Raw genomic sequence first — 26105 nt, 5'->3', positions numbered from 1 at the left:
GGCGACCAGCCGTGTGTGGCCGCTGTGTCAGGCAGGTGCGCTTCGGCACCCAGACGCAGCGTCAGGTGACGGGGCGGTGGCGCAGCAGTGTTTCGAGTTCGTCGCGGTCGCTGCGGAGTTGCGCGGCATCGGGGCGAGTCGGCCAGGCGCGGAGGTCGGTGACGATGGGCGGCGCGGAGCGCAGCATCGCAATGCCGGTGCCGAATGGCAGGGTGCGGATGCGGTCTGGCGGCAGGATCGGGACGCGGCGGATCGAGCGCTGGTTGGAGCGGGTGCCGTGGTCGCCGAGGGTCACGCTGTCGGTGTACTCGTCGCGCTCTCCGATGAGCGTGGAGAGGTCTTGGAGGTCGCGGCTGTTGGATGCGCCGCCGAGGATGATCTTGACGATGCTAGCGTCCCAGATCGCGCCGGCCTGGTGTTCACTCCACCTGTCGCGAGCCTGTGCGAGGGACTGCAAGACCGGCATTGTCGTGATCCCGGTGCCACCGCCTTCGGCCATGAGCGTCGGAAGTGACGGCAGCGGGGCGAGATTCCCGATCTCGTCGAGCGCGAGCAGTAGCGGCGGGTCGAGCCGTGCTCCGGGCGAGCGGGCGGCAAGTCGGCGGGCGGTTTCGATGAGGTCTTCGACGAATGCCGCGACCAGCGATGCCGAGGCTCCTGCTCCTGCTCCGGTGGCGAGCAGGTACAGGGTGCCTTGTTCGGTGAGGAAGGTCTCGGGGTCGAAGTGCTCGTGCGGGCCTGACGTGACGGCATCGAGTACGCGCGGGTCGGCGAGTGCGGCGAGTGCGAGGGAGACGCCTTGCCAGATGCTGTCGCGGGTCTTGGGGTCGGCGTCGATCATCGCGGCCAGTGAGTCGTTCCAGCCCATCGCGGCGTTCGGGTGTGAGTTGAGGATGGCGACGGCTTCGGACGCGGCGCTGGGGTCGAGGGTCCATCTGAACAGCTCGGCTGGCTGGCGGCCGTCGAGCGCGGCGGCATGCAGCAGGCTTTGGAGTGCGGTGCGGGTTTTGCCTTCCCAGAACCCGCCGGACTCGACCCCTCCGGCGCTGAGTCCTGTGGCGGCTGCGAGGCCGTTAGCGCGGATCATCGCGGTCAGCGGATCGTCACAGCCGCGAATGGGCGACCAGCGCAGCCCGGCGGGGATGCCTTCGGCGAGGTGTTGCGGGTCGAACACCGCGACCGGTCCGCCCCTGCGGCGTCGGGCGCGGAGGGTCGCGGTGAGGGTGTCGGGCCTGGTGCTGGTGGTGACGACCGCTCCGGGTGCGTCGAGGATCGCGTTGATGACGACATGTAGGCCCTTGCCTGAGCGGGGTGGGCCGATCAGCAGGATCGAGTCTTCGACAGATGCCCAGACCTTCGTCCCGCGACTGGCACCGAGGAGGTAGCCGACATCCTGCGGGGCTGGTGATTCCAAGGAGGGGCGCAGTGTGGCCGCGCGGTGCAGCAGTGCCTTCGCGGATGCTGCGGTCTTGACTTCATGGCTGGTCGCGATCCCGGCAAGGCGGTGCGGGTCGGTCTCGGTCTTCCGCGTGTGGCGGCGCAGCACGATCCACACCCAGACGATCCCGGTGGCGAGTCCGCCGAGCAGTGCCGCGCTGACGAGCCAGTAGGCGACCGGGTTGAGACCGTCGGCACCGAGCGCGGTTGCCGGGTCGCCGGGGTTGAACAGCACGGCGAGTCCCGCCGCTGCGCCGGCGTCTGGCTGGGGTGTGCCGGTGAGGAACGCGGCGACACTGCCACCGGCGCGGAGAACGAGGGCGATCCCGAACATGCCGATCAGCCCAATGAGGGCGGCATTGGTGAGTTCGTCGCCCATGCCCCCGGCCTGCCGCTGGTTCATGTCAGCCGCCGCACCGCGAGCGTGCCCGAGATGCGCCCGAACAGGATCACCTCGTGTGTGCCGTCGGGTAGGTCGTCGAGGTCGATGAGCGTCCGGGCTTCGCCGGTCCCGGTAGCGTCGGTGTGGGAGACGATCGTCGCGACAGCGACATCCTCGCCAGGCACGAACCCGCCCGCGGTGACCTCAGCCAAGCGCGGCACCCGTCGGGCGTGGCGACTTCGACGAGTTTCCGGCGCAGGGGTCTCGGACGGTGCGACTGCGCGTCGGGGTTTGCGGGTGCGGAGGATGTCGGTGAAGACGCTGCCGTCGTTCTCGCGCACCTCGACTCGGACTGCGATGGTGCGGTCGTTGGTGATGGCATCCATGAGCGGCCCGAACGTCGCGCGCGTCCAGTCGCCCGCGTCCGGCGACGCGAACGGTGTCCCATCGACCATCGCGGCGAGGGTGCCGTCTTCGGCGACGGTCACGAGGACATGCGGCAGCTCGACGGGAGCCGTGTTCTCGTCGTCGGTCGTGGTGGATCGGCGTGGGCCATTGAGGTTCATCGGTGGCCTCCGGCTGCACGGCTGCTGGTGTCGAATAGTGCGAGTTCGTCGGGGTGGAGTTGGTGTTGGCAGACGAAGCTTCTGGCCTTGATCCGCCATAGGCCTTGTCCGACGCCGAGGTTTGGCAAGAGCTGCTGCTCGGTGCCGGTCAGGCCGAGAGCGGTAGCGGTCGGTCCGAGTTGGTCGGACTCCTGCCGGTACACGATCCGCGTCTCGGCGTTCGCAAGCAGTGAGTTGGCCAGCGAGCGCATGGCGGAGCCCTGGTCGCCCACGTTGTCGAGGTCGGTGAGCTTGTGGAAGATCAGCATGTTCGCGATCCCGTAGTGCCTGGCGAGTCGCCAGTGCGCATCCATCCGCCGCAACAGAGCCGGGTGGGACATGAGCCGCCAGGCCTCGTCGTAGATCACCCACCGCTGCCCACCGTTCGGGTCGAGCAGCGCAGACTCCATCCACGCCGACGAGCACGTCATCAACACCGAAATGAGCGTCGAGTTCTCGGTGACCCGCGAGAGATCGAGCGAGATCATCGGCAACGACGGATCGAACGCGACCGTCGAAGGCCCATCGAACAGCCCGGCCAGGTCACCGGCCACGAGGCGGCGCAGCGCATGGCCGACAAGCCTGCCGTCCTCGGCCAACCTGCCGTCGGCATCCGCACTCGGGGCGAGGATGCGATCAACGACCATCGGCAGGATCGGCACGTCGTTCTCCCGCACCGTCTGAGTCAGGGCGATGTCGATCGCGGTGTGCTCCAACGGCGACAAGCCGCGCGCGAGCACGGTCTCCGCGAGGGCGCCGATCAGGTCACGGCGTCGCGCAGCGACGGTCGAGGCCCACTGCTCATCCGAGAGTCCGCTGGGCCGGTGGCCTTCGTCGAGTGGATTCAGGCGAGTGTTGAGTCCGTGGCCGAGGACGATGGCGCGTCCGCCGACGGCGTTGGCGACGGCGGTGTGTTCGCCCTTCGGGTCGCCGGGCACGTATACGCGCCGTCCGAACGGTAGCGAGCGCGTGTAGAGGGACTTGGCCAGCGATGACTTGCCGGAGCCGACGATCCCGGCCAGCACCACGTTGGGTGCGGTGATGATGCCGCGTGCGTAGAGCACCCACGGGTCGTAGACGAAACTCCCGCCCGAGTAGAGGTCTTGGCCGACGAACACGCCATCGGCGCCGAGACCGCCCTCGGCGACGAACGGGTACGCACCCGCCAGCGTCGCCGACGTGTCCTGATGCCGCGTCAGATGGAACCGACCCGGCGTGCGCAACTGCGCAGCGCCAGGCTCGCCCGACTTCGGCAGGTAGCTCGTGGCGCGCCGCTCGGCACGCTCATCCTCGGCCTTCGCCTTTGCAGCGGCGAGCGTGATCCTTCGCTGCTCTGCGTGGAGTCGTGCCTCGGCCTTGCGGCGCTGCTTGCGGAGCTTCCGCCGTTCCTTCGACGGCGCCACCAGAACGGCGGTGTGCAGCCGTGCTCGATCCTCGGTCACAGCACCAGCCCCCGCGACTGCTTGACCGCCGTGATCTTGGCCGGCTCGAACCACGACCTGTCCCGCTTCGCCGTTGGTAGGTCGGTCCGCTCTGGGGCGCCCGGCGACGAGTACGACGCCAACAGCTCCGGCCCAGCCTGCACCGGAGCGGACTCGACCTGTTCGGCGTCCTGGGGCTCTGCATCCGGTTCGGTGTAGCGGTGCAGCAGCGACACGTAGCCGACGTGCGGGTTGACGACCAGCGCGTAGTCGCCCGAGAGCGCCACTTGGTCGCTGGTACCCTCGCCGGGTTCGTCGTAGACGTACCCGTTCTCCAGCGCGGCCTGCGTGGTCTCCTCGCCGTAGTCCCACTGCGCGAGGAAGTCCACCGCATCGACATGCCCCAGCTCGCCGAGGATGCGCAACGGCCAGTCGGCCTCATTGCCCTGTAGGAACACCACGTTGACCCACCTGGACGGCGCGGCCTCCTCGACGGCGGGCTCGGGGTGCCAAGCGATCCGCCCCGCAGCGATGAACCCTTCCGCGAGCCGGTCGTAGGCCCGGTCGACGAGGTTCGCGGCCTGACGCAACTCTTCCGCAGCAGCGGGCGCCTCCCGCACGCCTGCCTCGTGGTTCCCGTCGTCATTGAACGCGTGCGCGGCCTTACGCTCGTGAACATCGGCGATCTGGTCGAGCACCTGTTGCAGCGACCGCATCCCCGACGAGAGGTCGCCGATCACCCCGTACATCTGCGCGGGCAGATCGAACGTACGGCTCGCGTGAGCCAACCCCCGCAGAGCCTCGGATGCCTCCGCGGCGTCGGCAGTCGAATCGAAGAACGTGGGCATGGTCGGCCTCCTCGGGAGTCGTGTGATGAGGAGGTGCGCTGCCTAGCACCCCGGCGCTGTCGGAGGCGGCTGATATACTTGACGGAGGCGTCGGAGGGAGGCACAAGGCAGTCACCGGCGAGAAGGAGAGCCCACATGGACGACCCGCGTGACGAGTCCGATAGCGACGATGCCGTTGGCAGGCAGCCCTCGGAGGATGGTCAGATCAGGTCCGACGCACTTGAACTCGCAGCGTCCACGACCCTCGTCGAGGTGACGCCAGGCGTCGCAGTCGTATTTGGCGAAGTCCCCGACGGTCTTGAACTCATCAGCCTTGACATGGTGCCGTCCTTTGACCGTGCTCAGCTCGCCACCGCTCTCGGTTCCTTCGGCAACGCAGGCACGATCGTCGGGAACGTCGCGGAGGCTGTGTCGAGCGCGCAAGGCCTCTTCCGCGTTAACGATGCGACGCTGTCTCTGTTGAAAAGCGGCGGTGAGATGGCCGCGAAGGACGGCGCGAAGCTCGGAGCGATCTTCAAGAACGGTGAACTGGTCGCGCAGGCACGCTTCATCCCCGCGTCGATGACGGCCGCCACGGCGATCGCAGCCATCGGGCCGGCTGTCGCCATGATCGCGCTTCAGATGCAGCTCGGTGAGATTTCGGGCCTCGTTCGCTCCAACATTCAACTCACGACGCAGACGCTCAAGGCCATCCGGAACGAGCAATGGGCAGAGCTTGAAGGACTGGCGGAGTCCGTGGATGAGGCAGTCAAGGAGACCCGCGAACTCGACGCCATCACGGACTCTGTCTGGGAGCCCATTGCTCCTAGCGGTCCCAACATCCGCAAGCAGTTGAAGTTGTACCGCAAGAACGTGGCTGGCCATGTCCATGAACTCGGGAAGCTCGACGGTCGTGCTCGCCGCCAGTATCTCGAATCTAACGCCGAAGCGATCGTCTTCGATACGTACGCGCTTCTCAGCTCGCTCAAGACCCACGCGGAGTACCAGACTGTCCGAGCTGCCCTCGCCAGAACACGAAGCACCAACGACGAGAGCGAGGCGCAGCTCTTCGACCGGATCGCTCGGAACACTCCCGTCGAGATAGACGAATCGCTCTCCGAAGTGCGTTCGCTGACCGAGTCGCTCGTCCGGGAGTTGCGGATCATCGCCGAACTCCCTGGCCGCGCCACCGTGCCTCTCACGAAGAAGCGGAAGGACGCAAAGGCGTCTCAGCTCACTTGCGGGCAGCTCCTGGAAGCCATCGAGCCCTTGGCCGACATGCTCCATCCTGCCGTCGACATGCCTGCCGTTCCGGATACGGTGTGCGCACCCGAAGGGCTCGATCTTGATCCCTATCTGCACGTGCTTCGGTGGTTCTTGGAGGACGGAGAGCAACTCCGCAGCATTGCGTTCCCATACGAGACCGGCGCGCACAACCTCACAGGAGTGGTGCCAGCGCTCCTGGCCAAGCGTGTCGATACCGCCTGGGACGCGCTCGCCCCAGGAAGAGCCGGCGCGATCGTCGAAACACTCACGTCCAGCACCTTCGTCGCGGTAACTGACCGTCGAATCGTCACCGCGACACCGAAGACGCTTCTACGCCGTGGCGAGCTTGGCATCACGTACCCACTCGATGAGGTGAAATACGTGCGGCCGAGAACGAATCACGACGAGCGAGTGCGGCCAACCATCGGCGTCACCACAGAACGAAGTGATGTCCAGTGGATGTTTCCTGCTGATGCCGACCACGAGAGCATTGATGCCCTGGTGACCGCGATCGCAGACGGCGCCTCTGGTCGCACCGAAGCGCGGGCTGCCATCGCTGCTGCTGAGTCACCGTCCGCGTAGCCTCTACACCTTGCGACACAGCGGGAGTGCGGCGGCGGTGAACGCTGCGGCTTGCTGTCCGACGAGGAGCCGGGTCTCGCAGGATGCTTGGATCGCGGCTTGCTCGATGGCGGCGACGGCTGCGTCGAGCTCTTCGACGGTGGGTGCGGAGACGGCGATGAGGCCGGTGTAGCGCAGGATGCCGTGGCCGGCGGTGAGGTCGGCTTCTTGCTGGAGCACGTCGTGGTATTCGGCGGTCTGGGAGGCGTCCTCGATCTGGCCGATCTTCGAACGTTGGGTTTGGTCGGAGATGTGCTCGACCTTCTTCTTGCGGATGTCGCGAGCGGCCTGGTCGGAGCGCATCGGGGTGCAGATCAGTGAGAACGACCGATGGATGCCGGTGGACAGCAGCACCGGCGACAAGAACCCCGGATACACCAGCGACCGCGGCCACTCGCTGACCCAGAGCACCGCGTGGTGAGCGGAGTCGGTGCGCAGCCTGCCCCAGGTTTCCGTGACCGCAACCGGCCCCGCAGTCGCGAGCGACTGGCCGAGCCTCCCGTGCCGCTCCAGGGTGGCGGCGATGGCTGGGTCGTAGGCGGAGCGCAGCATGACCGCGATCTGCCCCGGGGTCATCCATCCCGACGGTGAGAGGTCGGCGGAGCGGAGCGCGGCGACGAGGGTATTCATCTCTTGCCGCAGCACGGCGGCGGCACCGCGTATCCCGCCTCCCGCAGTCCTGATCTGCCGCGCGCTCGTCTTCATGTCCAGCGACAGCGAGAGCGTGGTGGCGTGGCGTTCGCCGGCGGGTCCGGCACGGTTGATGAGTTCGGCGTAGGTGTCGGCCGCCCACGAGCCGTCGGGGGTGCCGTGGGTGGCCCACCATTCGGCCAGGCCGGTGCCGGAGTCTGGGAGGGTCCGCTCCAAGACCTGAAGAGTGGCGATCCGTCCGGAGCGGCAGACGGTGGCGAGCACGCGACCCCAGGAGCTGACGCGGCGTTCCTGTTCTCCGGGGCCGAGGAGCACGAACGCGGGATGGGTGACCTCGCACACCACCGTCAACGTGGCGGCGTGGGGGTCGTGGATCATCCCGACTCCGGTCTCGGGGTCGGTGTACTCGCGCAGCCGTCCCATGTCGCCGGGCAGTGCGAGGGTTCCGACGGGACGCGGGATGACGATCCTGCGTCGGTACAGTAGTTGTCCGCCGGTGGTGCGCCACAACCACCAGCAGGCGATGGGCAGCCATTCCACGATCGGTCGGCCCGCGATAGGTATCCAGGTAAACGCGGCAGCGAGGACCCAGACCGGGGCGGTGTACGCCAGAAGCATCCCGTCTCCGGCGTAGAACGCGCCGATCAACGTCGCTCCGCCGACGGCGAGGGTGATGAGCTGGGTCAGCGAAAGGCCGAGAAGGACACCGCGTCGGGTGAGGCGGGAAAACTTCACCGGCACCAGCTCGCCCGGGGCCTGCCGGTCGTTGTTCATGCTGTTCATCGTCTACTCCTTCGTGGGGCGCGGCGCGGGCGGCGGGGGCTGCTTCGGCGGCGTGCTCGCCCTGGGCTCCGAGCGTCGTCCCGGCCTTGGGTCCGGCGGTGGCGGCACCCTTGGCGACACTCGCTCCGATCACCACGCCCGCGGCCACGGGACCGGCTGCGGCTGCGCCGCTTCCGCCTGCTGCGGCACCTCCACCGCCTGCCGCTCCTCCGCTGCTCGCGGCGGGTGTCGGTGACGGGGTCTTCGGCGGCGGTGGCGCGCTGCCCCCGCCCCCTCCGCCAGAGCTTCCACCGCCACTGCTGCCGTCGAGTACCTTCTTCGGCTCTGCGCCGCCTTGCGGCCTGGACGGGACCGGGATCGGACGGTTGAGAGCGCTCTTGGCGTCCTGCTCGGAGCCGATCGCGTGGTACATGTCGAACCCGACGAACGCGATGAACTTGTCGGTGAGATAGGGCGCGAACGCGGCCATCGCCATCAGCACGATCCCCGCGATGGGATCACTGACCGACGCCAGGTCCGCGTCGATGGGTGCGGACACCTGGGTGATCGCGACCAGGAACATGACGACGAGGACGAGCTTGGAGCAGATCAGGGCGACGACGAACATCGCCCACTTCCCGATCCATCCCCGGCTGGCGTCCCAGGATGCGCCGCTGAACGCGAGCGGCGCGAACACGACCGCGACCAGCAGCAGCGCCTTCCTCACCAGCAGCGACAGCCACACGATCGCGGCGGCGGTGATGTTGATGCCGACTAGTCCGGCGGCGAGGAGGGCGATCTTGTCGCCCATCGACTCGGTGGTCTCCCCGGCGGCCTGCACGATCCCGATGCACAGCTGATCGACGACTTCCAGCAGCAGTGCCGTGAGTGTGATGGCCACGAACGATCCAAGGACAGATTTCGCTAGCCCCAATGCGGCGTAGTTCAGCGCGCGAGGAGGGTCGCTGGTTTCGGCATCAGGCGTCGACTAGTTGCTCGTTCGCGCGTACGGTTGGCGCTTCGGCAGCAGACCTCTGGAGTCGCCGCTCGTGAACACGAACGCGCGCGAGGAGCCCCATGCAGACGAGGCCGTTCGCTAAGAACTTCAACGCGTTCCAGATGCACACGAAGAAGACGACATAGAGCCATTTCGATGCGCCACCGTCGACAAGAGTCGAGACGTAGCTTGCAGCGAACAAGTACGGCACTGACAGAAGCATCGCCGGTGCGGCCCACTTGAGGCCGCTGCGAGTGCGGAGTGTGGTGATCGCAATATTGCTAGGCATGAAGCGCCGCATGAAGCTGCGAACGTAGATGCTGATGATCCAGATCAGGCGAAACATGGTGACAGTCCTCTCCAAGTCGAGGGCGACAGGAGGAAGAAAACTGTTCAGCCAAGGCCGTTGAGTTGTGTCACCGATTGTGGCGATGACGTAGCAGGTAGAGGCCGCCTGCCCTCAGCATACGCCGAAGGCTTGTGTGCTGGGAACCCGAAATTCCAAATAGTCGCTCAACCGAAAACAGAATCCCACGCACTCAATCCAAGAATGTCGGAGGGTAATGGCAATATCAGTTATATGGACACGATGCCGATGATGGTGCAGCCCGAGCTGAGTGCAGCTCTTCCTTTGCATCCGCTCGAAGACGGGCGCCTTGGTCTCTACGCTTGGCAGGAAGAAGCATTTTGAATTGGCCTGGTTCTTGTTCCGACCGGTTTCCCTGTCAGCCGGTCGGTGACAGAAGTGTCTCGGTTTCAGCGTAGTACGCCTGTTCGACCTCGATCGGAGTACGCATATCGAGTTCCCCGTGGAGCCGCTCATGGTTCCAGCACCACACGTATTCGAGGGTCGCAAGCTCGACCTGCTCGACCGTCCGCCAGGGCCTTGCTGACGGATCAGTTCGGTCTTGTAGACCTTCATGGCGCCCAGCAGATCAACCAAGAAGCGACTCACAGCACCCAAGTAGCTGGTGAGCCACAGAGAGGAGCTCCGAGCACGACTTGATCTAGGTCAAGGCGGAGGCTCTGTCAACACAGTAGTCTGGGTCGTGAAGGCCAGGAACCTCCTGGTCGATCCCCGTTTCGGGGTGAAGCGAAAGGACTCATCATGGCGAACGCTACTGACACCACCCACACTCTGCTGCGCGCCGAGGGTTTCTCGTGCCCGTCGTGCGTGACCAAGATCGAGAAGCAGGTCGGCAAGCTCGATGGCGTCGAGAACGTGACGGTGCACTTCGCCTCGGGTCGCGTTGAGATCGACCACGATGAGACAAGAAGTTCCGTCGACGATCTCATTGCTGCTGTCGATAAGGCCGGCTATAAGTCGAAGGCCACCGCGTTCTAGCCAAACGGCTCCTAACGCACTAAGTTCACCAATTCGAAAGGCGGCACATTCGTGAAAGCGTTCCGTAAGTGGCGGTATGGCAACTGGTTCATTCCCGTTGTCTCGGGCCTCCTCATTCTCGTGTCGTTCGGCGTCGAAAAGCTCTTCGGCGGCAGCTGGAACGTCACGGTCGGTCCGCAATGGTGGATCGACGCTGGCGAACACGCCCACGGTTCTGGTCATGTGTTTACCCTTGCGAACACGTTCATGCTCGCCGCAGCAATTGTCGCGGGGTACGGAATCGTCGTGAAGGCCGTCCGGGCACTGCTCGTAAAGTTCATCAGTATCGACCTGCTCGTATCGATTGCAGCGATCGGCGCGATACTCATCGGCAACTTCTGGGAAGCTGCCGCCGTGACGTTCCTCTTCGCGATCGGTCACGCACTCGAAGCCGGCACGATGAACAAGACCCGTGCAGCGCTCGCTGAGTTGGTCGCGGTGGCACCCGACGTTGCAGTCGTGATGCGCGACGGTGAGCAGGTCGAGATCGCCGCACATCAGGTGCGCATGGGCGAGATCGTGCTCGTAAAGAACGGAGCGAAAGTTCCCGTCGACGGGCAGGTCGCGTCAGGCACCGGAGCGATCGACGAGGCATCGATCACGGGTGAGTCGATCCCTGTCGAAAAGACGAAGTCAGATCACGTGTTTGCGGGCACGATCTCGCGGGGCGGATTCCTACAGGTCATGGCGACCGGCATCGGAGCCGACACGACGCTCGCGCGCATCATTCACCGTGTCGAAGAAGCGCAGGATACGAAAGCGAAAACGCAGGCATTCATCGACCGATTCTCGAAGTGGTACACGCCCGCGGTGATGGTACTCGCGCTTGCGGCGGGCCTCATCTCTGGTGACGTAGTGCTCGGCCTCACGTTGCTCGTGATCGGTTGCCCGGGCGCGCTCGTCATCTCGATTCCCGTGGCGATCGTAGCGGGAATCGGCCGCTCGGCCCGCAACGGGATTCTCATCAAGGGCGGCGAGTACCTCGAAACCTCGGCCAAGATCTCGGCCGTCGCAGTCGATAAGACGGGGACTCTCACCGAGGGCCGCCCGGTACCCACCGACATCGTTGTGCTCAATCCTGAAGCGGATCGGCGCGAGGTGCTTCGCTGGGCAGCCGCCGCAGAAGCAGGGTCCGAGCACCCACTTGCCCGCCTGATCCTCGACACCGCACGAGAAGAAGGAGTGGCCCCCGAGGGCCTTCCGGGATCGGTCACACCGGTCGTGGGCAAGGGGATCGTGGCCGACGCTCACGGCAAGCGGGTACTCATCGGTAACGTGCCGCTGCTCGAACAGTACGGGATCGTGAACGACGCGGGGGCGGCTGTGGCTGCGAACAAACTGGCAGCGGCAGGCAAGACCCCCATGATTGTTGCGGTCGATGAGAGCGTGCTTGGCGTAATCGGTGTCGCAGATACGATCCGCGAGGATGCCCCCGAGATGATCAGGCGCTTGCACGCTAGCGGGGTGCAGAAGGTGGTGATGCTCACCGGAGATACGCGCCTTGTCGCCGAAGCCATCGGTGAGGCGGTCGGTATCGATGAGATCCATGCTTCGTTGCTACCCGAGGACAAGCTCGACGCTGTCGCGCGGTTGCAGCGCGAGGGGCACACGGTCGCGATGGTGGGCGACGGCGTGAACGACGCCCCGGCCCTCGCGACCGCCGACATTGGTGTTGCCATGGGCGCAGCGGGCTCAGCGGTGGCCGTGGAGACGGCAGACATTGCCCTGATGGGCGACAACCTCTTGAAACTGCCCGAAGCAATCAGCCTCGCCAAACGCACCGTGAACGTCATGCGCCAGAACATCTGGATCGCGCTCATCACCGTTGTCGTGCTGCTCGTCGGGGTCTTCGCAGGGGGTGTCACGATGGCTATCGGCATGCTCGTGCACGAGGGATCGGTGCTCATCGTAATCCTCAACGCGATGCGCCTGCTGCGCAACACCCAAGGAGCCACTGCGTTGTCGAGGAGTGAACGCGCCCGAGCCGCACATGAAACAGGCCGCCCGGTCGAACCAGCCACGGCCCAGAGTTCATCCGAACTTCCATCTTAAGAAAGGACCACACACATGAGTGAGAACCAGTTCGGCGTCGGCGAGAAGGCGACGCACTTCATCATCGACGAGGTCGCGAAAGCAAACACGAATTTTCGTCAGGTGCTCTGGACGGGAAAGCATTCCCAACTCGTTGCGATGACGATTCCGGTGGGCGGGGAGATCGGCGACGAGGTGCATGACACCACCGACCAGTTGCTGAGTTTTGTGTCGGGCAGCGGAGAGGCCGACCTTGACGGCGAGACGCACACCGTTGATGCTGGCGACCTGTGCGCTGTCCCGGCCGGTACTCGCCACAACTTCCGCAACACTGGCGATGAGCCTTTGGTGCTCTACACCGTCTATTCACCTCCGGAGCACGCAATTGACGCGGAGTATGCCACGAAGGAACTCGCTGATGCGGCAGAGGCTTCGGGTGAAGACGCTCCGCCACAGGCAACCACGTAAGTGTCACTCACCTGGAGAATGAGGAGAAGTCAATAATGTCGAAAGCGCTGGTCTTCGTGGAGAATGAGGAGAAGTTAATAATGTCGAAAGCGCTGGTCTTCGCCGCCTATGGCGGCCCCGAGACGCAGGAACTCGTTGAACGCCCCGCTCCGGCGCCTGGGCCTGGAGAGCTCGCGATCGAAGTGAAAGCGGCCGGGGTGAATCCTGCTGACTGGAAGATCCGTGCGGGGCAGATGGGCTCCCACTGGCCGCTTCCCGCACCGATGGGCCGAGAGGCCTCCGGTGTCGTCACCGCCGTAGGCGCAGAGGTCGAGAACTTCGCTGTCGGTGACATGGTGCTCGGCCTCGCGGCCAAAGGACAGGGAACGTTCGCGAAGCACACGGTGTTGGATGCGGCACAAACCGTCCAGAAGCCCGAAGAGCTTTCCTTTGCTGACGCTGCAGCACTGCCTGTCGCAGGGGCGACTGCGTATGACGTGACGCATCAGATCGAGCTGGAACCTGGTCAGGCGATGCTGATTCTTGGCGCCGGAGGTGGGGTCGGGCTGATGGCGGCGCAGATCGGCAATGTGCACAAGTTCACGGTCATCGGTGTGGCCAGTGCAGCGAAGCAGGAACTGGTGGAGTCGACCGGTGCGGCGTTCGTTGCCTCCGGGGAGGGTGCGGCTGACCGGGTGCGTGCCATCGCGCCGGAGGGTGTTGATGTGCTCATCGACCTGGTCGGTGGGCAGGCGCTTCGTGATCTCGCGGTCGTCGCCAAAGACCCGAGCGTCATCATCAGTACCGCAGACCCGACCACCGTGCAGCAACTCGGTGGCGTAGCGGTGGTGCGCACGCGTGAAGGGCTCGAGAAGGTCACCGGCGTCGCGCAGTACGGTCTCGTCGACCCGCAGGTGACGGACCGGTACAGTCTCGATCGGGCTGCGGAGGCCGTCGCCATGGTGGAGGCTGGGCACACTGCCGGCAAAGTGATCATCGAACCATGACCCAGCGGCCTGAGGCACCGACGGACGCCGTATTCACAGCAGCACGGACGTCTGATCCTGTGGCCTCAATAAACCGGGTGGCCGATGCATACGGGTCGCCTGAGGTTGATATCGAGGGCATTCTCGGCGCCGAGATCTCACCGGATGACCCTGACCGTGCGGTCATCGAGCCGTGGGCCGCGGCAGTCGATGGCCCCATTCTTGATGTCGGCGCGGGTACCGGGCGTTGGACCGGTCACCTGGCACGCCTCGGACACACGGTGAAAGGGCTCGAGCCATCGGATCGCCTCATCACGATTGCCCGAGCCAGACATCCCGCGGTTGTGTTCCATCACGATTCCATCGAAGATCTCGCCCGTTGCGAGACCCGCTGGGGCGGGATCCTCGCCTGGTATTCGACCATTCACATGAGCTCAGAAGAGCTCCTACACGCGCTCGCAACACTGCGCACTCGGCTGGGTGACGGCGGATCGCTGCTGATGTCCTTTTTCGCGGGGCCGCGGCGGGAGGCATTCGACCATCCGATCGCCGCCGCAAACCGGTGGCCGATGAACAAAATGGTCGAAGCCCTCACCTACGCCGGGTTCGAGGTGATCGGGCAGCGCTCGAACCTGCGGACGCCACACGCGTACATCACTGCACGCGCCACCCCTGGCTTCAGCTGAAGCGCGTGTGTTGTGCCACGAGTCGCCATACTAGAAGGGAAGGGAAGGATGCCGTTGGCTGTTTCAACCGATGTGGATGCTGATCCAGCAAATGATCTCTGCGTGGCCCGTGTACCGCTGTTTCAAGGGCTCACACATGCGCAGCAAGTGGAAGTTGCGGGATTTGCACGTACCGTCCGATTAGACGCTGTCGAGCAGGCGTATACAGCAGGCTCGGATATATCGCAGTTGATGGTGGTGCACACCGGTCAGGTGAAGATCGCTCGTACAAGTGCGGCTGGGCACGAGCAGGTGATCCGGGTCCTCGGTCCGGGCGACTTCATCGGAGAATCCGCGTTTCTCACCGGCACGAGACCCGATCACGCAGCAGAAGCGCTCGTGCATACCGAACTGTGCGTGTTCCGTCATGCCGATCTCGGGCGTCTCGTCGAGAAGCATCCGAGCATCGGGCTGCGCATGCTGCAAGGAGTGAGTCAGCGCTTGGAAGATACTGAGGCGCGGCTGGCTTCTGTCATCTTCGGAAACGTGAGATCTCGTCTCGCCGATTACCTGCTCTCGCTCCCTGCGACGCCAGGGCCGCGAGGAGCCATCGACGTGACGCTGCCGCTCGCAAAGAAGGACATCGCTTCGCTCCTGTCCACGACACCAGAGTCCCTCAGTCGGCAACTTCGCAAACTCACCGACACCGGGGTGATCTCACAACAGGAACAGGGGCGGATCACGATCACTGATGTGACCGCACTCTCAACCCTCTCGAAGAGAGACTGAGAACAGCACCGTGCCAGCCCAGACCATCGCCCCACGTACCTCGGAAGCGTCACACGCAATGTCATCGACGGGGGAATTTCTTCGCAACCGCAAGCTCATGATGTTCGTGCTCGTCGGTTTGGCGACCGGGGTTATGCTCTGGCTGACCGGCGCAGAGATGGCTCTCGGGGTCACCGCATACTTGGTGCTCGGTATCGTGATCGTGATCACCGCGATCGACATGTTCAAAGATCTGATGCGCGGGCATTGGGGGCTCGACATTCTTGCGGTCATCGCCATGATCGCGACACTCGCCGTACAGGAACATGTCGCGGGGCTCATCATCGCGTTGATGCTCACCGGAGGGGAAGCACTCGAAGACCTCGCCGCTCGCCGCGCGAGCCGAGAACTCGACCAACTGTTGAGCCGAGCCCCAGCATTCGCGGGTCGAATTCACCCGGTAACAGGTGAGGTCGAACGCATCGCGATCGAAGAGGTGAAAGTCGGCGACGAACTGCTGGTGCGTTCCTCAGAGATCCTCCCCGTCGACGGGGTGCTCCTATCGAATCACGCGACGATTGATGAATCATCCGTGACCGGTGAACCGATCCCGGTGAACTACCACGCGGGCGACCCACTGCTTTCTGGAACGGTCAACAGCACGACGAGCTTCACGATGCGCGCAGAAGGTGGCAGCCGATTCGAACTACGCCTCGATCGTACGGTTGGTCGAGGAGGCCGTGGACTCCCGGGCACCGATGGTGCGACTCGCCGACCGTTATGCGGTGCCGTTCACCATTGTGTCATTGCTGATTGCGGGCTTCGCGTGGTTTCTCAGCGGGGACCCGGTGCGGTTTGCCGAGGTGCTCGTCGTGGCGACGCCGTGCCCGCTGCTCATCGCCACCCCGGTCGCGTTCATGGGCGGGATGAGTTCCGCGGCAAAGCTCAACGTCATCATCAAAGACGGTGGCGTGTTAGAGGTGCTCGCCCGGGTCCGTGCAGTCGCATTCGACAAGACCGGCACCTTGACCGAAGGTAAAGCCGACGTCGTCGAGATTCACCCTGCTGCTCGCGCCGTAGACGAGACGCTGCAGCTCGCGGCCGCCGCCGAGCAGTACTCCGTGCACGTGTTCGCCGATCCGATCGTGGCATCGGCACGCACACAGCAACTTGAGCTTCCCGAAGTGGTGGCGGCCGACGAGGTGGCAACAAACGGTGTCCTCGCCTCCCTGGCAGACGGCACCTCGGTGCGAGTGGGCAAGCCCTCATTTATCGAAGAGGTGACCGGGGCGATCGATCGACCCGTACTCTCAGCTGGGGAGACGGCCGTCTACGTATCGGTCGGTGACGAGCTCGCCGGAGTGATCATCTTGTCCGACCCGATTCGTGAGCAGTCTGCAGAGACGGTGTCCCGTCTTCGCCGAGCAGGCGTAGCCGAGATCGCGATGGTGACCGGTGATATCACGTCGACCGCGGAGTCTGTCGCACACGCGGTCGACATTCAGACGGTGCACGCTGAGACCACTCCCCAGACCAAGGTGCGGATTGTGCAGGCGATGCGGCCGAGACCCGTACTCATGGTCGGCGATGGGATCAATGATGCCCCGGTGCTGGCGGCCGCCGACGTCGGTGTTGCGATGGCGGGCAGGGGTGCAACGGTCGCGAGCGAGTCAGCAGCGGCGGTGATCACCTCGAACGACATCGCGCGAGTGGCAGATGTGGCCTATGTCTCGCGGCGCACGGTGCAGATCGCCCTCCAGTCGATCTGGATGGGCATCATCATCTCAGTCGGTTTGATGCTCGTCGCCGCATCCGGCTATTTGCCGGCGGTGGTGGGAGCGCTGCTGCAAGAAATTGTTGACCTTGTGGCCATTCTGTCGGCGCTCCGCGCGCTCCGAGCGCACCGGGGTGCGCGGCGCGAGAGCCCTGCTCGGCGGGAAGTGCCGGTAGGCTAACCCGCGAGGCCGACTCACACAGTCACGATCGGATCAGCCGGTTGACCGCGGCAGTGGCCTCCTGAATCTTCTCGTGGGCGGCCTCGTCGCTAAGCTTGGCGGCATCGAGCACACAGTGCTTCAGGTAATCATCGAGCAGCCCCGTCGCCACCCCCTGCAGCGAGCGGGTGAGCGCACTGACCTGGGTCAGAATGTGGATACAGTAGTGCTCTTCGTCGATCATATTCGCGATGCCCCGGGCCAAACCTTCGATTCGTTTCATGCGCTGCAGGTAGCGCTTCTTATCGCCGATATACCCGTGGTGCGACGCGTGCGATTCAGTGGTTGATGACATGTGCTGATCCTGGGCTGCGTGAGGTCAGTTCGTGCGTTCGAGCACGGCGCGAGTGCTGGCTTCTGGGCTGAGATCGATGCGGCGCAAGAGCTGGGCATTCAGCGCCACGACGATCGTCGACAGCGACATCAGAATCGCTCCGACCGACATCGGCAGCACGAACCCGACGCGGTCGAGCACACCGGCGGCAAGCGGCACCGAAATCAAGTTGTACCCCGCCGCCCACCACAGGTTCTGTTTCATCTTGCGGTAGGCAGCACGTGAGAGTTCGATCACTGAGAGCACCGAACGCGGGTCAGAGCTGGCGAGGATCACCCCTGCCGACGCGATCGCCACATCGGTGCCCGCCCCGATAGCGATACCAACATCGGCTTGCACGAGGGCGGGGGCATCGTTGACGCCGTCGCCGACCATCGCGACAGCCGTGCCTTCGTGTTGCAACTCGGCCACCTTCGCGGCCTTATCTTTGGGGCGCACGCCCGCGAACACACGGTCGATACCGAGTTCGCGAGCAACCTCCCCCGCGACGGCTGCAGCGTCACCGGTGATCATCACGACCTCAACACCGAGCCGATGCAGTGCGGCGAGGGCATCGCGCGACTCCGGGCGAATCTCATCGGCGAGCTTCAGCCCGCCGATCATGATTCCGTCACGAACGACATGCAGAATGATGGCACCGTCGGCCCGCCAGGCATCGGCTGCACCGATCTCGGGCTGCCCGGTTTCTTCCAGAAGCCGGGGCCCACCGACCTGAATCTCGTGGCCGGCCACGGTGGCGGTGACGCCAACCGCCGGTGGAGAAGAGAACCCGGTGGCGGGTGCAAGGCTGAGGCCTCGGTCGCTCGCCGCGGCGACGATCGCTTTGGCGAGGGGGGCTCGCTGTCGGCCTCGGTCGCGGCGGCCAGGGCCAGCAGGGCGTGCTCGTCAACATCGCCGACTGGCGCGACACCGGTGACAACCGGTTCGCCCTTGGTGAGTGTGCCCGTCTTGTCGAAGAGCACCGCGTCGACTTGGCGCATCGTCTCGAGCGCGAGACGATCTTTCACGAGCACCCCGCCGCGAGCCGCGCGCTCGGTGGCGATGGAAACCACGAGCGGAATCGCCAAGCCGAGCGCGTGCGGGCAGGCGATCACTAGCACGGTAATGGTGCGCATCACGGCCGCATCTGGGTCGCCCACGAGCATCCAAACGATCGCGGTGATGACCGCTGCGGCGAGGGCGAACCAGAACAGCCACCCTGCAGCCCGGTCGGCGATGCGCTGCGCCCGAGACGACGAGTTCTGTGCGTCGGCGACGAGTCGGTTGATGCCGGCAAGTGTCGTGTCGTCTCCGATGGCGGTGACTCTGACCCGCAGCCCCGAATCGGTCGCGACCGTGCCGGCGGTCACCGCATCGCCCTCGCTGCGGGTCGCGGGGTGCGATTCGCCGGTGATCATCGATTCATCCATGGCTGCACGTCCGTCAACAATCATGCCGTCGGCCGGCACGCTGCCGCCCGGGCGCACGATCACGAGATCATCAACGCGCAACTCCGCCGGGCTCACCGTGACGGCCGTTTCACCCTCGACCCGCTCGGCTTCGTCGGGCAGAAGCGCCGCGAGGGAGTCGAGCGCAGAAGTGGTCTGGGCGAGCGAACGCATCTCGATCCAGTGCCCGAGCAGCGTAATGACCACCAGCAGCGCGAGTTCCCACCAGAATTCGAGCTCGTGATGCAACAGCCCGAGTGTTGCGCCCTACGATGCGAGGAAGGCCACGGTGATGCCCAGGGCGATCAGCAGCATCATGCCCGGTTTGCGGGCCTTGATTTCGCTCACCGTGCCCGTCAAGAATGGGGAGCCGCCCCAGACATACATCACGGTGCCGATAACAGGTGCGATCCACGTGGCCCAGCCTGGTACTGAATAGCCGAGGATCATGGCAAACATTGGCGAGAACGCGACGACTGGCACCGCGAGCACGAGATTCACCCAGAACAGGCGCCGAAACTGTGCCACATGATCGCCGTGGCCGCCGCGACCGCAGTGGCCCATATGGCCAGCGTGACCACCGTGATCCTCGTGCCCAGTGCGCTCGTGCTGCTCGTGGCCACTGTGAGGCCCGTGGTCGTGCCCGTGGCCCGAGTGTGGCTTCGTCATGGGTGTCTCCTCTCGGCTGGGCGACCGGGCCCGGTGTGCTAGGCAGCCTGCTTGGTGATGGACGTGAAGCCGCGCAGACGCAGGCTGTTGCCAACGACGAAGACGCTCGAGAACGCCATCGCCGGCGAGCATTGGGTTGAGCATACCGAACGCTGCGACCGGAATCGCTGCCACGTTATAGGCGAACGCCCAAGACAGGTTCGTCTTGATGGTGCCGAGCGTCTTGCGTCAGAGTCGGATCACATCGACAGCGCTCCGCAGATCGCCGCGCTACTGCCTTTACTCACCGACCTTCAAGCAGTTCGTCTTCCGACCCAGACTTGTAGAGTGAATGGCAGAAGCTGTTGAGAAGTACCAGGCGCTACTTTGCCGTGCGCCGGTCGAAAAGGTTTGGTCAAAGTCTGACGGGTTGCAGAGGAGATCGAGTGCCGTCGCACTGGCGGCGTGACTAGAACTGTCACCTATCCGTGCAGCACTCCCGTCTGTGCGTTCGGCTCACTTAGCTGGACAGGCAGCACTTGAACTTGCTGGTCTTGATTCTGCCGAGTTGCCGACTCTTGCAACGGCAAGTGATGTAGATCCGCAGCAGTAGTTCTGGTTACACCGTCCGAATGTCGAGCGTAGGGTGGCAGTTGGACGTTGATTGGCCAGGCGTGATAGAGGAGGGACTTCTCAGGGAGAGTCACGTCGACAACATCAATCGTCTTGCGGACGTTGCCAAAGTCGGCAATTGGGAGGCGGTATTTCGTCTTCTTGATCGAGAGCGATTTCTGAGCGTAAATCAATGGAGAATCGCTGGTGACTCTTGGTTCACACCACTTCACCAGGCAGCTTGGCTCGGCGCCTCATCCGAGGTCGTGGATGAACTCATCCGCCGCGGAGCATGGCGTTCGTTACGGAACGCTGAAGGCGATCGTCCAATCGTTATTGCTTTGAAACGCAATCATCAGCATCTTGCTGATGCTCTGACCGTGCGTGATCTGAGCGACAACGAGTTGCGAAAGTTTACTGCATGGGACAAGCACCTATCTGAACTGATTCAGGAACGTACCGAGTCTTTGGAGCCCGTAAAGATTCGGCCAATCCCTTCCGAGATCATCGCGTTGGAGACATTGGACAATCTGTACTTTGGTTATCCAGGTATGTACGGCAGCTTCTCGATGTCGATATTCAAGGGTCGATTGCTGGTTGAGAGTTGGAGCCGAGTCGTTGGCGGTTCAGGCCAGGCCCATGTCATTACCGAGAGCGGTTGTGTGCTTGTCGAGGAAGGCTTCGTTTAAATTCTCATGGTCGAGGCTTGATCGACGAGTGCCCCAGCTGCGACTAAGGAGATGCGAACCTGCTTACGGTCGACACCGAGAGTGCGTGAGATAGCGCGCATTGAGATGCCACCGCCGTGCAGCTTCACTATCTCTGCGGCTTCCTCGATTGTGAGGCCGTGCTGGCGGCGCACGACGTTGCTCCGGGTGAGATGCTTCGAGAAGGTTGCACGGTGCACACCATACTTCTGAGCGAGGTATCCGACGCTGAAACCAGTGAGGTAATCGTCGACAAGTCGATCTACTTCTGCGGGGGTGAGAGAGGTTTGAGGTTTTCCAATCCTCCTTACGCAAGGCCCTCGTACGTCGTGAATCGGGGTATTATCGGCCCGCTGCGATACCCGGTATACCCCTCGTTTCCAGCGAGAAATCAACGATTTCAGCTTCGGGGTGGGGTTTGAGAACTTTCTACGCAGGGACCCCAATCTTTCTGTTGATATTTCCCCACTTCAACAACTCGCTCCAGCTGTGGGGCATAGGTGGGATCGCTGCCGAAGCGAGCGAAGGCTATCCCAAATATTTCCGGTGGCAACTCCAACTGTTCTTGTTCGGGTCCGCAGTGTGCACGCCGTCAGGGCTGGGTCCGTTTCAGGTGCTGTGCCGTGCGGGTCAGGGAGAATGCGTCACAAGTCCGGGCCTACTGTTGCCGGGGATAACGGTGGAGTCGATGCGGCCGGCCTCCCGCCTGTGCAATCCGTCGGTGGCGCGGATCTTCCGTGAGGCCGGGATCATGGAGCAGTGGGGTACGGGCCTCCAGCGCGTCTTCGAGTAGATTGCCGAGGAGGTTCTCCCCGAGCCTCGTATTGAAGAGGTGGTGGACCGGCTGCGCTTCACTGTCTACGTGCCCTCACATGCCCCGGATGCCCCTCTTGGTGCCATCGTTGACCATCAAGACGGCTCCCCGAGTGAGCAACGAGTGAGCAACGTGTGAGCAACGTGTGAGCAAGTCAAGTGAGTATCAAGTGAGTATCAAGTGAGTATCAACCGTGCGTTGGGAACATACGGTTTGTCGATGCTGCGCACCGTGGTGGACAAACATGCGACTAAGGATGCGCTCTTGGAAGGTACTGGGCTCTCAACCGCATATGGCAATTACACACGTCACGTATTGCCACTGCTTGATGCTGGACTCTTGGAGTACACCCTCCCGGAGAATCCTCGTCATCGTGGACAGCGCTACCGATTGACGGACTTGGCTCGGCGCGTGCTGACAGAACAGGACCACGAATGAGTTTGCTGACCTCAGTGCTGCCGCACCTCGAAGAACAGTTCGCCCACCAGTGTTTGGTGTTCTGGCACGATCCCGATGGTGACTACGCCGATGAGCTGGCCAGCGTGAATCTACCGGGTGTGACCGTGTCGGTGGTTTCCAACGATGAGTATGCTGCTTGAGCACCGGATGCTTCATGAGCAGCCGGATGACAAGTTTCTCGTCTATCGGCAAGGTGTCGTTCCTGCGGGGATCGGGAACTGGCTGCGTGATCTGGAACTTGCCTATGGGATGTTCACTGCGGAGGTGGTTGTTGTCTCCGTGCCTTTTGGTTACCCAGTTCAGAATGGTGAAGACCGATCAGCTGGTGAAAGGCAAGAACGGATCTACTATGCATCGAAGGGAGCCCGCTTACGGCAGTAGCCCAAAAGAAGCGATTCAACTCAATCTCCGGTTACTGGCAGATAGTCGTCCTTGAGGATTCCTCTGGCTTCTAGTCCAGCGCGGACGAAGTCCTCAGCGAATAACGTCGGACTCGTCAAGAATACTGAATCGGAATAAATGGGGCATGTCAGAACAAGCTTGAAGTCGTCGGACCAGATGTAGGTGGGAAACTTCAGGCTCTGTTCTAGATGAGTTACGGGTTCCAGTCGTACGCTGAAATCTGTTGTATCCCATGGTCCGATATGGGAGCTAGAGAGGGTAACTGTAGGAAATTGGGTACCGCTGCCTGCCGTGTTCTCAGTATCTGACTGGCTTGTCTCCGCATAGACCTTGGATCTAGCAAATATGAAACTGTCTTCAATCGAAACTGCAGAGGAAAGAACGTCGAGAAGTCGAGTGATCCAGCTATTCTGCGCCTCTGCGAGCGGGTGAATAGATTGTGCCTTGTCTTCATCAAGCAAGTCATAGAGCATTGTGTCAGCGCGCAAAGATGTGCCAGCAGATGTAGCGAGTTCAGACCAACAAAATTCTTGGACGTCGCTCTGACCAGAAAACGGCAGAAATAGTCGTGACGAGTTGAAACCAAGTCCGAACGGAACATATGCGCCCTGTCGTAGAGGGTCTTCAGAAAATGGTGGAACTCTGTGTGATATACGAATCCTCAACTTGATGATTCTTAGGTTGAACTATAAGTCATCCTGATCCGTACCATATGACAAGTTCGTACACTCTAGAGACGCTTGAAGTGCTTGTCGAGTCTGGGCTGTCCTGTTTAGATGTCATGCGGCAAAGGTCGGTGCGAAGGTGCTGCTGGTCGGCAACGACGTCCAACTCAAGCCCGTCGACGCGGGCGGCGCCTTCGGACTTCTTTTCCACGACCGGGGAGACGCCTCCGAGCTGGTGGATGTCCACGGCTTCACCTACGCATTGGAGACGACCGCCTTCCTGGACCCGCGCCACGGCCGCACCAACATCATCGACGCCTACGATGCGCACGGCAGCATCCACGAGGGGGAGACCGAGCAGATGCTCGATACCATCTACACCGCCTAGCGCGCCGACCTGCTGGCGGGCATAGGCGACTTCTGGCCGGGAGAAGCTGGGTCCGCAATCGCGATCGGTGGACCATTATTGATGCCTGCGACGACGGATCCGTCACTCTCCAGCGCGCCGGTGCTCAATGGGGTGGAACCGTCATCGCTCCAGCCGACTACGTCGCTGAGCATGTGTAACTCGCGTACGCCGTGACCTCACACCGTGCCCGAGGCATCACCACCGACACGGCCCACGTGCTCGTCGATTCCGTCATAACACGGGAAAACCTATGTGGCCATGACCAGCGGACGCGACGCCCACGTCGCCTACGTCGTCGTCGACCAGCCCGATGCTTCTCGCGGTTTCCGCATCCCGGCGACAACCAGGCCGCCACCGGCCTCAGCGTCCTCGACGGCGTCCTTCACATCCGGACGCCGACTTGTTGGCTCACGAAACGACCGTCGACGAGCGGGAGGCCTAGGGATCGATCTGGTCCCTCCGACCGCAAAAACCCAGTCCATCTTCTGCTGCAGCTTCTCAGATAGGCTCATCGATTTGCGTGAGATGGAGCGGTTATCTCGCTCTACGTCCAGCGAGAATCTGTGCGGCATCGTGCTAAAGGATCGCTCACTGGCCGCTTGCCAGCGTGAGCGATGACGGGCTGGGCAGACCCGGCACGGTTGAACACAGTGTCCAAACCTCATTGGAGCTCTCGGCGCCCGCAGATCATTCGATCAGACTCAGCAAGGCGGCACGCGCGTTGATTCCGAAGTTCTCCCGGTAGACGGCATCAGGTACGCCCGCGCCAGTGTTGAGCTCCCTGTTCTGCGACAAGCCTACGGCCAGCAGTTGATCAAGCTAGTTCGACCAGTGTCTGAGGGCCGGCGCGTCGTCCAGGCGCTCGACCAAATCAATCGTATGTACGCCACGACCGCCGTCGGATTCAGGCATAGTGGCATCAAGGCTCCACCTGCCCAGAAAATGTACCGCGAGCCACCTTCTCGGCTATGCCTTACCAATCGGGAAGACCTACCCATCGCGTCGGCCCAAGTGAAGTCGATGGTGAGCGAATATGATACGCAGAGACTCTGCAAAGCAGACTAGAGTTAGGGCCGTGATGAAGACTCAACCATATAGGAAGCTAACGACCGCCTTCCTTATTGCTTCGATGGTCGTGCTTTCGCCTGCCACCCAAGTCTTCGCGGATGATACGAGGTACCAACTGGGTGAAGACTCGCTTGTGAATACTGGTAAAGACAACGGGTTTTCGAGAACTGATGCAATTACCAAGGACGACGTGCATTGGGGCTGGCAAATTGGTGGTTTTTACGTAAGCGATTTCACCCGTGTGACCGAAGAAGACGGCAATCCAGTGTTACTGAAGAACGTTGGTGATGAGGTTGCCCTTTGGTTTGAGCAAGAACAAGATATTGACCGCTTGAACGGCGATGACTCTCTTTCGGTCGCCGAAGATAAGAACGGTTGGGATCAACGCCTTCAGGTAGCCCAACAGAACTTTGGACGCGGCATGCTGATTGTGAAGCATACCGATTATAAGAACGACACGAAGACCACGGTCTACAGTGACTTTCTCTCTGCTGAAGCCACTACGACGGCCGCGACTCAAGTCGGGCTATTCGAGGAGGGCGACTATGAGGTCGCGCTTGACTACGAGTTAAAGAAGCCACGGATCAACCTATTTGGATGGAAGCCGGCTTACGAGTACACCGACTACCAAATCACTTTCGAGTTTTCAGTTCGGAATGGGAACAGCATGGTGTTCCCATTCGACGTCAAGACCGGCGAGGAACTGACAAATGCTGCAGCTACCCCAAACGGGTTTCGGCTGGACCTAGCGAGATCCAGGTACCTAGACATCGACATTAGGCGTGAAGTTCTCAATGAGAGCAGCAGTGGGCTTGTCGAAGATACTCGATTCAACAAGCCCGCGAAAGACGGCAGCGAGTACACGGATGAAGGCACCTACACCATCACCGTTCACAACCGATATACCGATCAAGAAACGGAAAAGACAATCTACGTCGGCACAGACGAAGTGCTTAAAGCTCACGCGGCTACAGGACGATCGATATCCTCAATCAATTCGATGCTCGCGGATGGGGCAACCATCGCCGAAGACGGATCGATCAAGCCAGTAAACGGACCAACAATCGGAGTTGAGTCCGACAACGCAGCAGGTACTGACAGCGGAGACACCGGTAGTAACGAGAGCGATGGGCAGTCAGGTCAAGCCTTGGGAGATGCACCATCGGACGTGCCAGCGCCTCAGTTGGACACTGAGGCAGGTCGAGTTATCACTGGCCTCGCTGCAGTTATTGCATTGGTTTCTGTGTTCGCCATATTCCGACGCACGCGACGCGCTTCTGAACCTTCCCAGATCAATACCACGGAGAACGATTAGT

30 protein-coding genes and 4 pseudogenes are annotated in these 26105 nt (G+C 62.6%); 18 read left to right on the top strand and 16 right to left on the bottom strand.

All coding sequences use genetic code 11. The features are described from left to right. Nucleotides 1-61: 61 nt before the first annotated feature. From H2O17_RS08855 to H2O17_RS08840, 4 genes are read right to left on the bottom strand one after another with little or no spacing between them, the layout of a single operon-like run. Nucleotides 62-1840: a type IV secretory system conjugative DNA transfer family protein gene (locus H2O17_RS08855; RefSeq protein WP_182049351.1), complete on the bottom strand. Its 1779-nt coding sequence runs from the start codon at nucleotides 1838-1840 to the stop codon at nucleotides 62-64. Further along, nucleotides 1837-2385: a hypothetical protein gene (locus H2O17_RS08850; protein WP_182049350.1), complete on the bottom strand. Its 549-nt coding sequence runs from the start codon at nucleotides 2383-2385 to the stop codon at nucleotides 1837-1839. The genes H2O17_RS08855 and H2O17_RS08850 overlap by 4 nt, the downstream gene beginning before the upstream one ends. Beyond that, nucleotides 2382-3866 carry an ATP-binding protein gene (locus H2O17_RS08845; RefSeq protein WP_182049349.1) on the bottom strand — a complete coding sequence of 495 codons (1485 nt, stop codon included), beginning with the start codon at nucleotides 3864-3866 and terminating at the stop codon, nucleotides 2382-2384. The genes H2O17_RS08850 and H2O17_RS08845 overlap by 4 nt, the downstream gene beginning before the upstream one ends. Next, complete coding sequence (locus H2O17_RS08840) at nucleotides 3863-4693, bottom strand: hypothetical protein (protein ID WP_182049348.1); 831 nt, start codon at nucleotides 4691-4693, stop codon at nucleotides 3863-3865. The genes H2O17_RS08845 and H2O17_RS08840 overlap by 4 nt, the downstream gene beginning before the upstream one ends. 135 nt (nucleotides 4694-4828) lie before the next feature. Here H2O17_RS08840 and H2O17_RS08835 point away from each other — a divergent pair, with 135 nt between their 5' ends. After that, on the top strand, nucleotides 4829-6520 hold the full coding sequence (locus tag H2O17_RS08835; protein ID WP_182049347.1) for a hypothetical protein: 1692 nt from the start codon (nucleotides 4829-4831) through the stop codon (nucleotides 6518-6520). Nucleotides 6521-6523: 3 nt separating this feature from the next. Here H2O17_RS08835 and H2O17_RS08830 read toward each other — a convergent pair whose 3' ends face one another. Continuing rightward, on the bottom strand, nucleotides 6524-7993 hold the full coding sequence (locus tag H2O17_RS08830; protein WP_182049346.1) for a PrgI family protein: 1470 nt from the start codon (nucleotides 7991-7993) through the stop codon (nucleotides 6524-6526). A 491-nt stretch (nucleotides 7994-8484) separates the two neighbouring features. Between H2O17_RS08830 and H2O17_RS08825 the strand changes: the two genes are divergently transcribed. Continuing rightward, nucleotides 8485-8832 (top strand): hypothetical protein, encoded by a 348-nt coding sequence (locus H2O17_RS08825; RefSeq protein WP_182049345.1) that lies wholly within the window; start codon nucleotides 8485-8487, stop codon nucleotides 8830-8832. Between the two features lie 117 nt (nucleotides 8833-8949). Here H2O17_RS08825 and H2O17_RS08820 read toward each other — a convergent pair whose 3' ends face one another. Beyond that, a complete protein-coding gene (locus H2O17_RS08820) occupies nucleotides 8950-9315 on the bottom strand; it encodes a sulfate permease (RefSeq protein WP_182049344.1) in 366 nt (121 codons plus the stop codon). A 204-nt stretch (nucleotides 9316-9519) separates the two neighbouring features. Between H2O17_RS08820 and H2O17_RS08815 the strand changes: the two genes are divergently transcribed. Next, nucleotides 9520-9660 (top strand): hypothetical protein, encoded by a 141-nt coding sequence (locus H2O17_RS08815; protein ID WP_182049343.1) that lies wholly within the window; start codon nucleotides 9520-9522, stop codon nucleotides 9658-9660. A gap of 34 nt (nucleotides 9661-9694) precedes the next feature. Here the strand turns inward: H2O17_RS08815 and H2O17_RS11830 are convergent. Next, nucleotides 9695-9838: pseudogene (locus tag H2O17_RS11830) on the bottom strand (hypothetical protein); the annotation flags it as partial. 239 nt (nucleotides 9839-10077) lie between these two features. Between H2O17_RS11830 and H2O17_RS08805 the strand changes: the two are divergent. From H2O17_RS08805 to H2O17_RS08780, 6 genes are read left to right on the top strand one after another with little or no spacing between them, the layout of a single operon-like run. After that, nucleotides 10078-10314, top strand: a complete 237-nt coding sequence (locus tag H2O17_RS08805) for a heavy-metal-associated domain-containing protein (protein ID WP_182049342.1) — start codon at nucleotides 10078-10080, stop codon at nucleotides 10312-10314. Between the two features lie 51 nt (nucleotides 10315-10365). Beyond that, on the top strand, nucleotides 10366-12405 hold the full coding sequence (locus H2O17_RS08800; protein ID WP_182049341.1) for a heavy metal translocating P-type ATPase: 2040 nt from the start codon (nucleotides 10366-10368) through the stop codon (nucleotides 12403-12405). 15 nt (nucleotides 12406-12420) lie between these two features. Further along, nucleotides 12421-12852, top strand: coding sequence for a cupin domain-containing protein (locus tag H2O17_RS08795; RefSeq protein ID WP_182049340.1), 432 nt, complete (start codon nucleotides 12421-12423; stop codon nucleotides 12850-12852). Nucleotides 12853-12887: 35 nt separating this feature from the next. Next, nucleotides 12888-13838: an NADP-dependent oxidoreductase gene (locus tag H2O17_RS08790; RefSeq protein WP_246311206.1), complete on the top strand. Its 951-nt coding sequence runs from the start codon at nucleotides 12888-12890 to the stop codon at nucleotides 13836-13838. Then, the gene (locus tag H2O17_RS08785; RefSeq protein ID WP_182049339.1) at nucleotides 13835-14503 is read left to right on the top strand and encodes a class I SAM-dependent methyltransferase; all 669 of its coding nucleotides are present in this window, start codon (nucleotides 13835-13837) and stop codon (nucleotides 14501-14503) included. Before H2O17_RS08790 ends, H2O17_RS08785 begins: the two co-directional genes overlap by 4 nt. Before the next feature lie 54 nt (nucleotides 14504-14557). Continuing rightward, nucleotides 14558-15271, top strand: coding sequence for a Crp/Fnr family transcriptional regulator (locus tag H2O17_RS08780; RefSeq protein WP_220456748.1), 714 nt, complete (start codon nucleotides 14558-14560; stop codon nucleotides 15269-15271). Between the two features lie 61 nt (nucleotides 15272-15332). On the opposite strand, the gene H2O17_RS11545 is transcribed toward H2O17_RS08780, so the two are convergent. Continuing rightward, nucleotides 15333-15668: a hypothetical protein gene (locus H2O17_RS11545; protein ID WP_220456868.1), complete on the bottom strand. Its 336-nt coding sequence runs from the start codon at nucleotides 15666-15668 to the stop codon at nucleotides 15333-15335. Here H2O17_RS11545 and H2O17_RS11860 point away from each other — a divergent pair. After that, nucleotides 15549-15926, top strand: a pseudogene (locus H2O17_RS11860) (P-type ATPase actuator domain-containing protein); the annotation flags it as partial. The gene H2O17_RS11545 and the pseudogene H2O17_RS11860 sit on opposite strands and share 120 nt — an antisense overlap. Nucleotides 15927-15939: 13 nt before the next feature. Further along, the gene (locus H2O17_RS08775; protein WP_220456747.1) at nucleotides 15940-17205 is read left to right on the top strand and encodes a heavy metal translocating P-type ATPase; all 1266 of its coding nucleotides are present in this window, start codon (nucleotides 15940-15942) and stop codon (nucleotides 17203-17205) included. Between the two features lie 22 nt (nucleotides 17206-17227). On the opposite strand, the gene H2O17_RS08770 is transcribed toward H2O17_RS08775, so the two are convergent. The 5 genes and pseudogenes from H2O17_RS08770 to H2O17_RS11825 form a co-directional block, all read right to left on the bottom strand. Then, nucleotides 17228-17539 (bottom strand): metal-sensitive transcriptional regulator, encoded by a 312-nt coding sequence (locus H2O17_RS08770; RefSeq protein WP_182049337.1) that lies wholly within the window; start codon nucleotides 17537-17539, stop codon nucleotides 17228-17230. A 24-nt stretch (nucleotides 17540-17563) separates the two neighbouring features. Next, the gene (locus tag H2O17_RS11750; protein ID WP_281363083.1) at nucleotides 17564-18397 is read right to left on the bottom strand and encodes an HAD-IC family P-type ATPase; all 834 of its coding nucleotides are present in this window, start codon (nucleotides 18395-18397) and stop codon (nucleotides 17564-17566) included. Nucleotides 18398-18498: 101 nt separating this feature from the next. Next, a pseudogene (locus tag H2O17_RS11745) lies at nucleotides 18499-19179 on the bottom strand (HAD-IC family P-type ATPase); the annotation flags it as partial. A 93-nt stretch (nucleotides 19180-19272) separates the two neighbouring features. Beyond that, nucleotides 19273-19674, bottom strand: coding sequence for a hypothetical protein (locus tag H2O17_RS11740; RefSeq protein WP_281363046.1), 402 nt, complete (start codon nucleotides 19672-19674; stop codon nucleotides 19273-19275). A gap of 38 nt (nucleotides 19675-19712) precedes the next feature. After that, nucleotides 19713-19938, bottom strand: a pseudogene (locus tag H2O17_RS11825) (hypothetical protein); the annotation flags it as partial. A 347-nt stretch (nucleotides 19939-20285) separates the two neighbouring features. Between H2O17_RS11825 and H2O17_RS08760 the strand changes: the two are divergent. Further along, complete coding sequence (locus tag H2O17_RS08760) at nucleotides 20286-20954, top strand: ankyrin repeat domain-containing protein (RefSeq protein ID WP_220456746.1); 669 nt, start codon at nucleotides 20286-20288, stop codon at nucleotides 20952-20954. Here H2O17_RS08760 and H2O17_RS08755 read toward each other — a convergent pair. Continuing rightward, entirely contained in the window at nucleotides 20951-21172 is a 222-nt protein-coding gene (locus H2O17_RS08755; protein ID WP_182049336.1) for a hypothetical protein, read from the bottom strand. The two genes, H2O17_RS08760 and H2O17_RS08755, sit on opposite strands and share 4 nt — an antisense overlap. Nucleotides 21173-21552: 380 nt before the next feature. Here H2O17_RS08755 and H2O17_RS11820 point away from each other — a divergent pair, with 380 nt between their 5' ends. From H2O17_RS11820 to H2O17_RS08735, 4 genes are all read left to right on the top strand, one after another. Next, nucleotides 21553-21765: an ATP-binding protein gene (locus tag H2O17_RS11820; RefSeq protein WP_425486312.1), complete on the top strand. Its 213-nt coding sequence runs from the start codon at nucleotides 21553-21555 to the stop codon at nucleotides 21763-21765. A gap of 201 nt (nucleotides 21766-21966) precedes the next feature. Further along, nucleotides 21967-22224, top strand: coding sequence for a Fic family protein (locus H2O17_RS08745; protein WP_182049334.1), 258 nt, complete (start codon nucleotides 21967-21969; stop codon nucleotides 22222-22224). Continuing rightward, nucleotides 22221-22385, top strand: a complete 165-nt coding sequence (locus H2O17_RS08740) for a hypothetical protein (protein WP_182049333.1) — start codon at nucleotides 22221-22223, stop codon at nucleotides 22383-22385. The genes H2O17_RS08745 and H2O17_RS08740 overlap by 4 nt, the downstream gene beginning before the upstream one ends. Then, the gene (locus H2O17_RS08735) at nucleotides 22369-22626 is read left to right on the top strand and encodes a hypothetical protein (RefSeq protein ID WP_182049332.1); all 258 of its coding nucleotides are present in this window, start codon (nucleotides 22369-22371) and stop codon (nucleotides 22624-22626) included. Before H2O17_RS08740 ends, H2O17_RS08735 begins: the two co-directional genes overlap by 17 nt. 20 nt (nucleotides 22627-22646) lie before the next feature. Here H2O17_RS08735 and H2O17_RS08730 read toward each other — a convergent pair whose 3' ends face one another. Further along, the gene (locus H2O17_RS08730; RefSeq protein WP_182049331.1) at nucleotides 22647-23120 is read right to left on the bottom strand and encodes a hypothetical protein; all 474 of its coding nucleotides are present in this window, start codon (nucleotides 23118-23120) and stop codon (nucleotides 22647-22649) included. Nucleotides 23121-23415: 295 nt separating this feature from the next. On the opposite strand from H2O17_RS08730, the gene H2O17_RS11540 reads away from it, so the two are divergent. Next, nucleotides 23416-23700, top strand: coding sequence for an AAA family ATPase (locus H2O17_RS11540; RefSeq protein WP_281363082.1), 285 nt, complete (start codon nucleotides 23416-23418; stop codon nucleotides 23698-23700). On the opposite strand, the gene H2O17_RS11535 is transcribed toward H2O17_RS11540, so the two are convergent. After that, nucleotides 23697-23873 carry a hypothetical protein gene (locus tag H2O17_RS11535; protein WP_220456744.1) on the bottom strand — a complete coding sequence of 59 codons (177 nt, stop codon included), beginning with the start codon at nucleotides 23871-23873 and terminating at the stop codon, nucleotides 23697-23699. The two genes, H2O17_RS11540 and H2O17_RS11535, sit on opposite strands and share 4 nt — an antisense overlap. A 923-nt stretch (nucleotides 23874-24796) precedes the next feature. Between H2O17_RS11535 and H2O17_RS08720 the strand changes: the two genes are divergently transcribed. After that, nucleotides 24797-26104: a hypothetical protein gene (locus H2O17_RS08720; RefSeq protein ID WP_182049330.1), complete on the top strand. Its 1308-nt coding sequence runs from the start codon at nucleotides 24797-24799 to the stop codon at nucleotides 26102-26104. The last annotated feature ends 1 nt before the right edge of the window (nucleotide 26105 follow it).

The sequence above is a fragment of the Changpingibacter yushuensis genome (assembly GCF_014041995.1).
Taxonomy (GTDB): Bacteria; Actinomycetota; Actinomycetes; order Actinomycetales; family Actinomycetaceae; genus Changpingibacter; species Changpingibacter yushuensis.
Note: the sequence above shows the minus strand (reverse complement) of the source record. Positions and strands in the feature narration are given on the sequence as shown.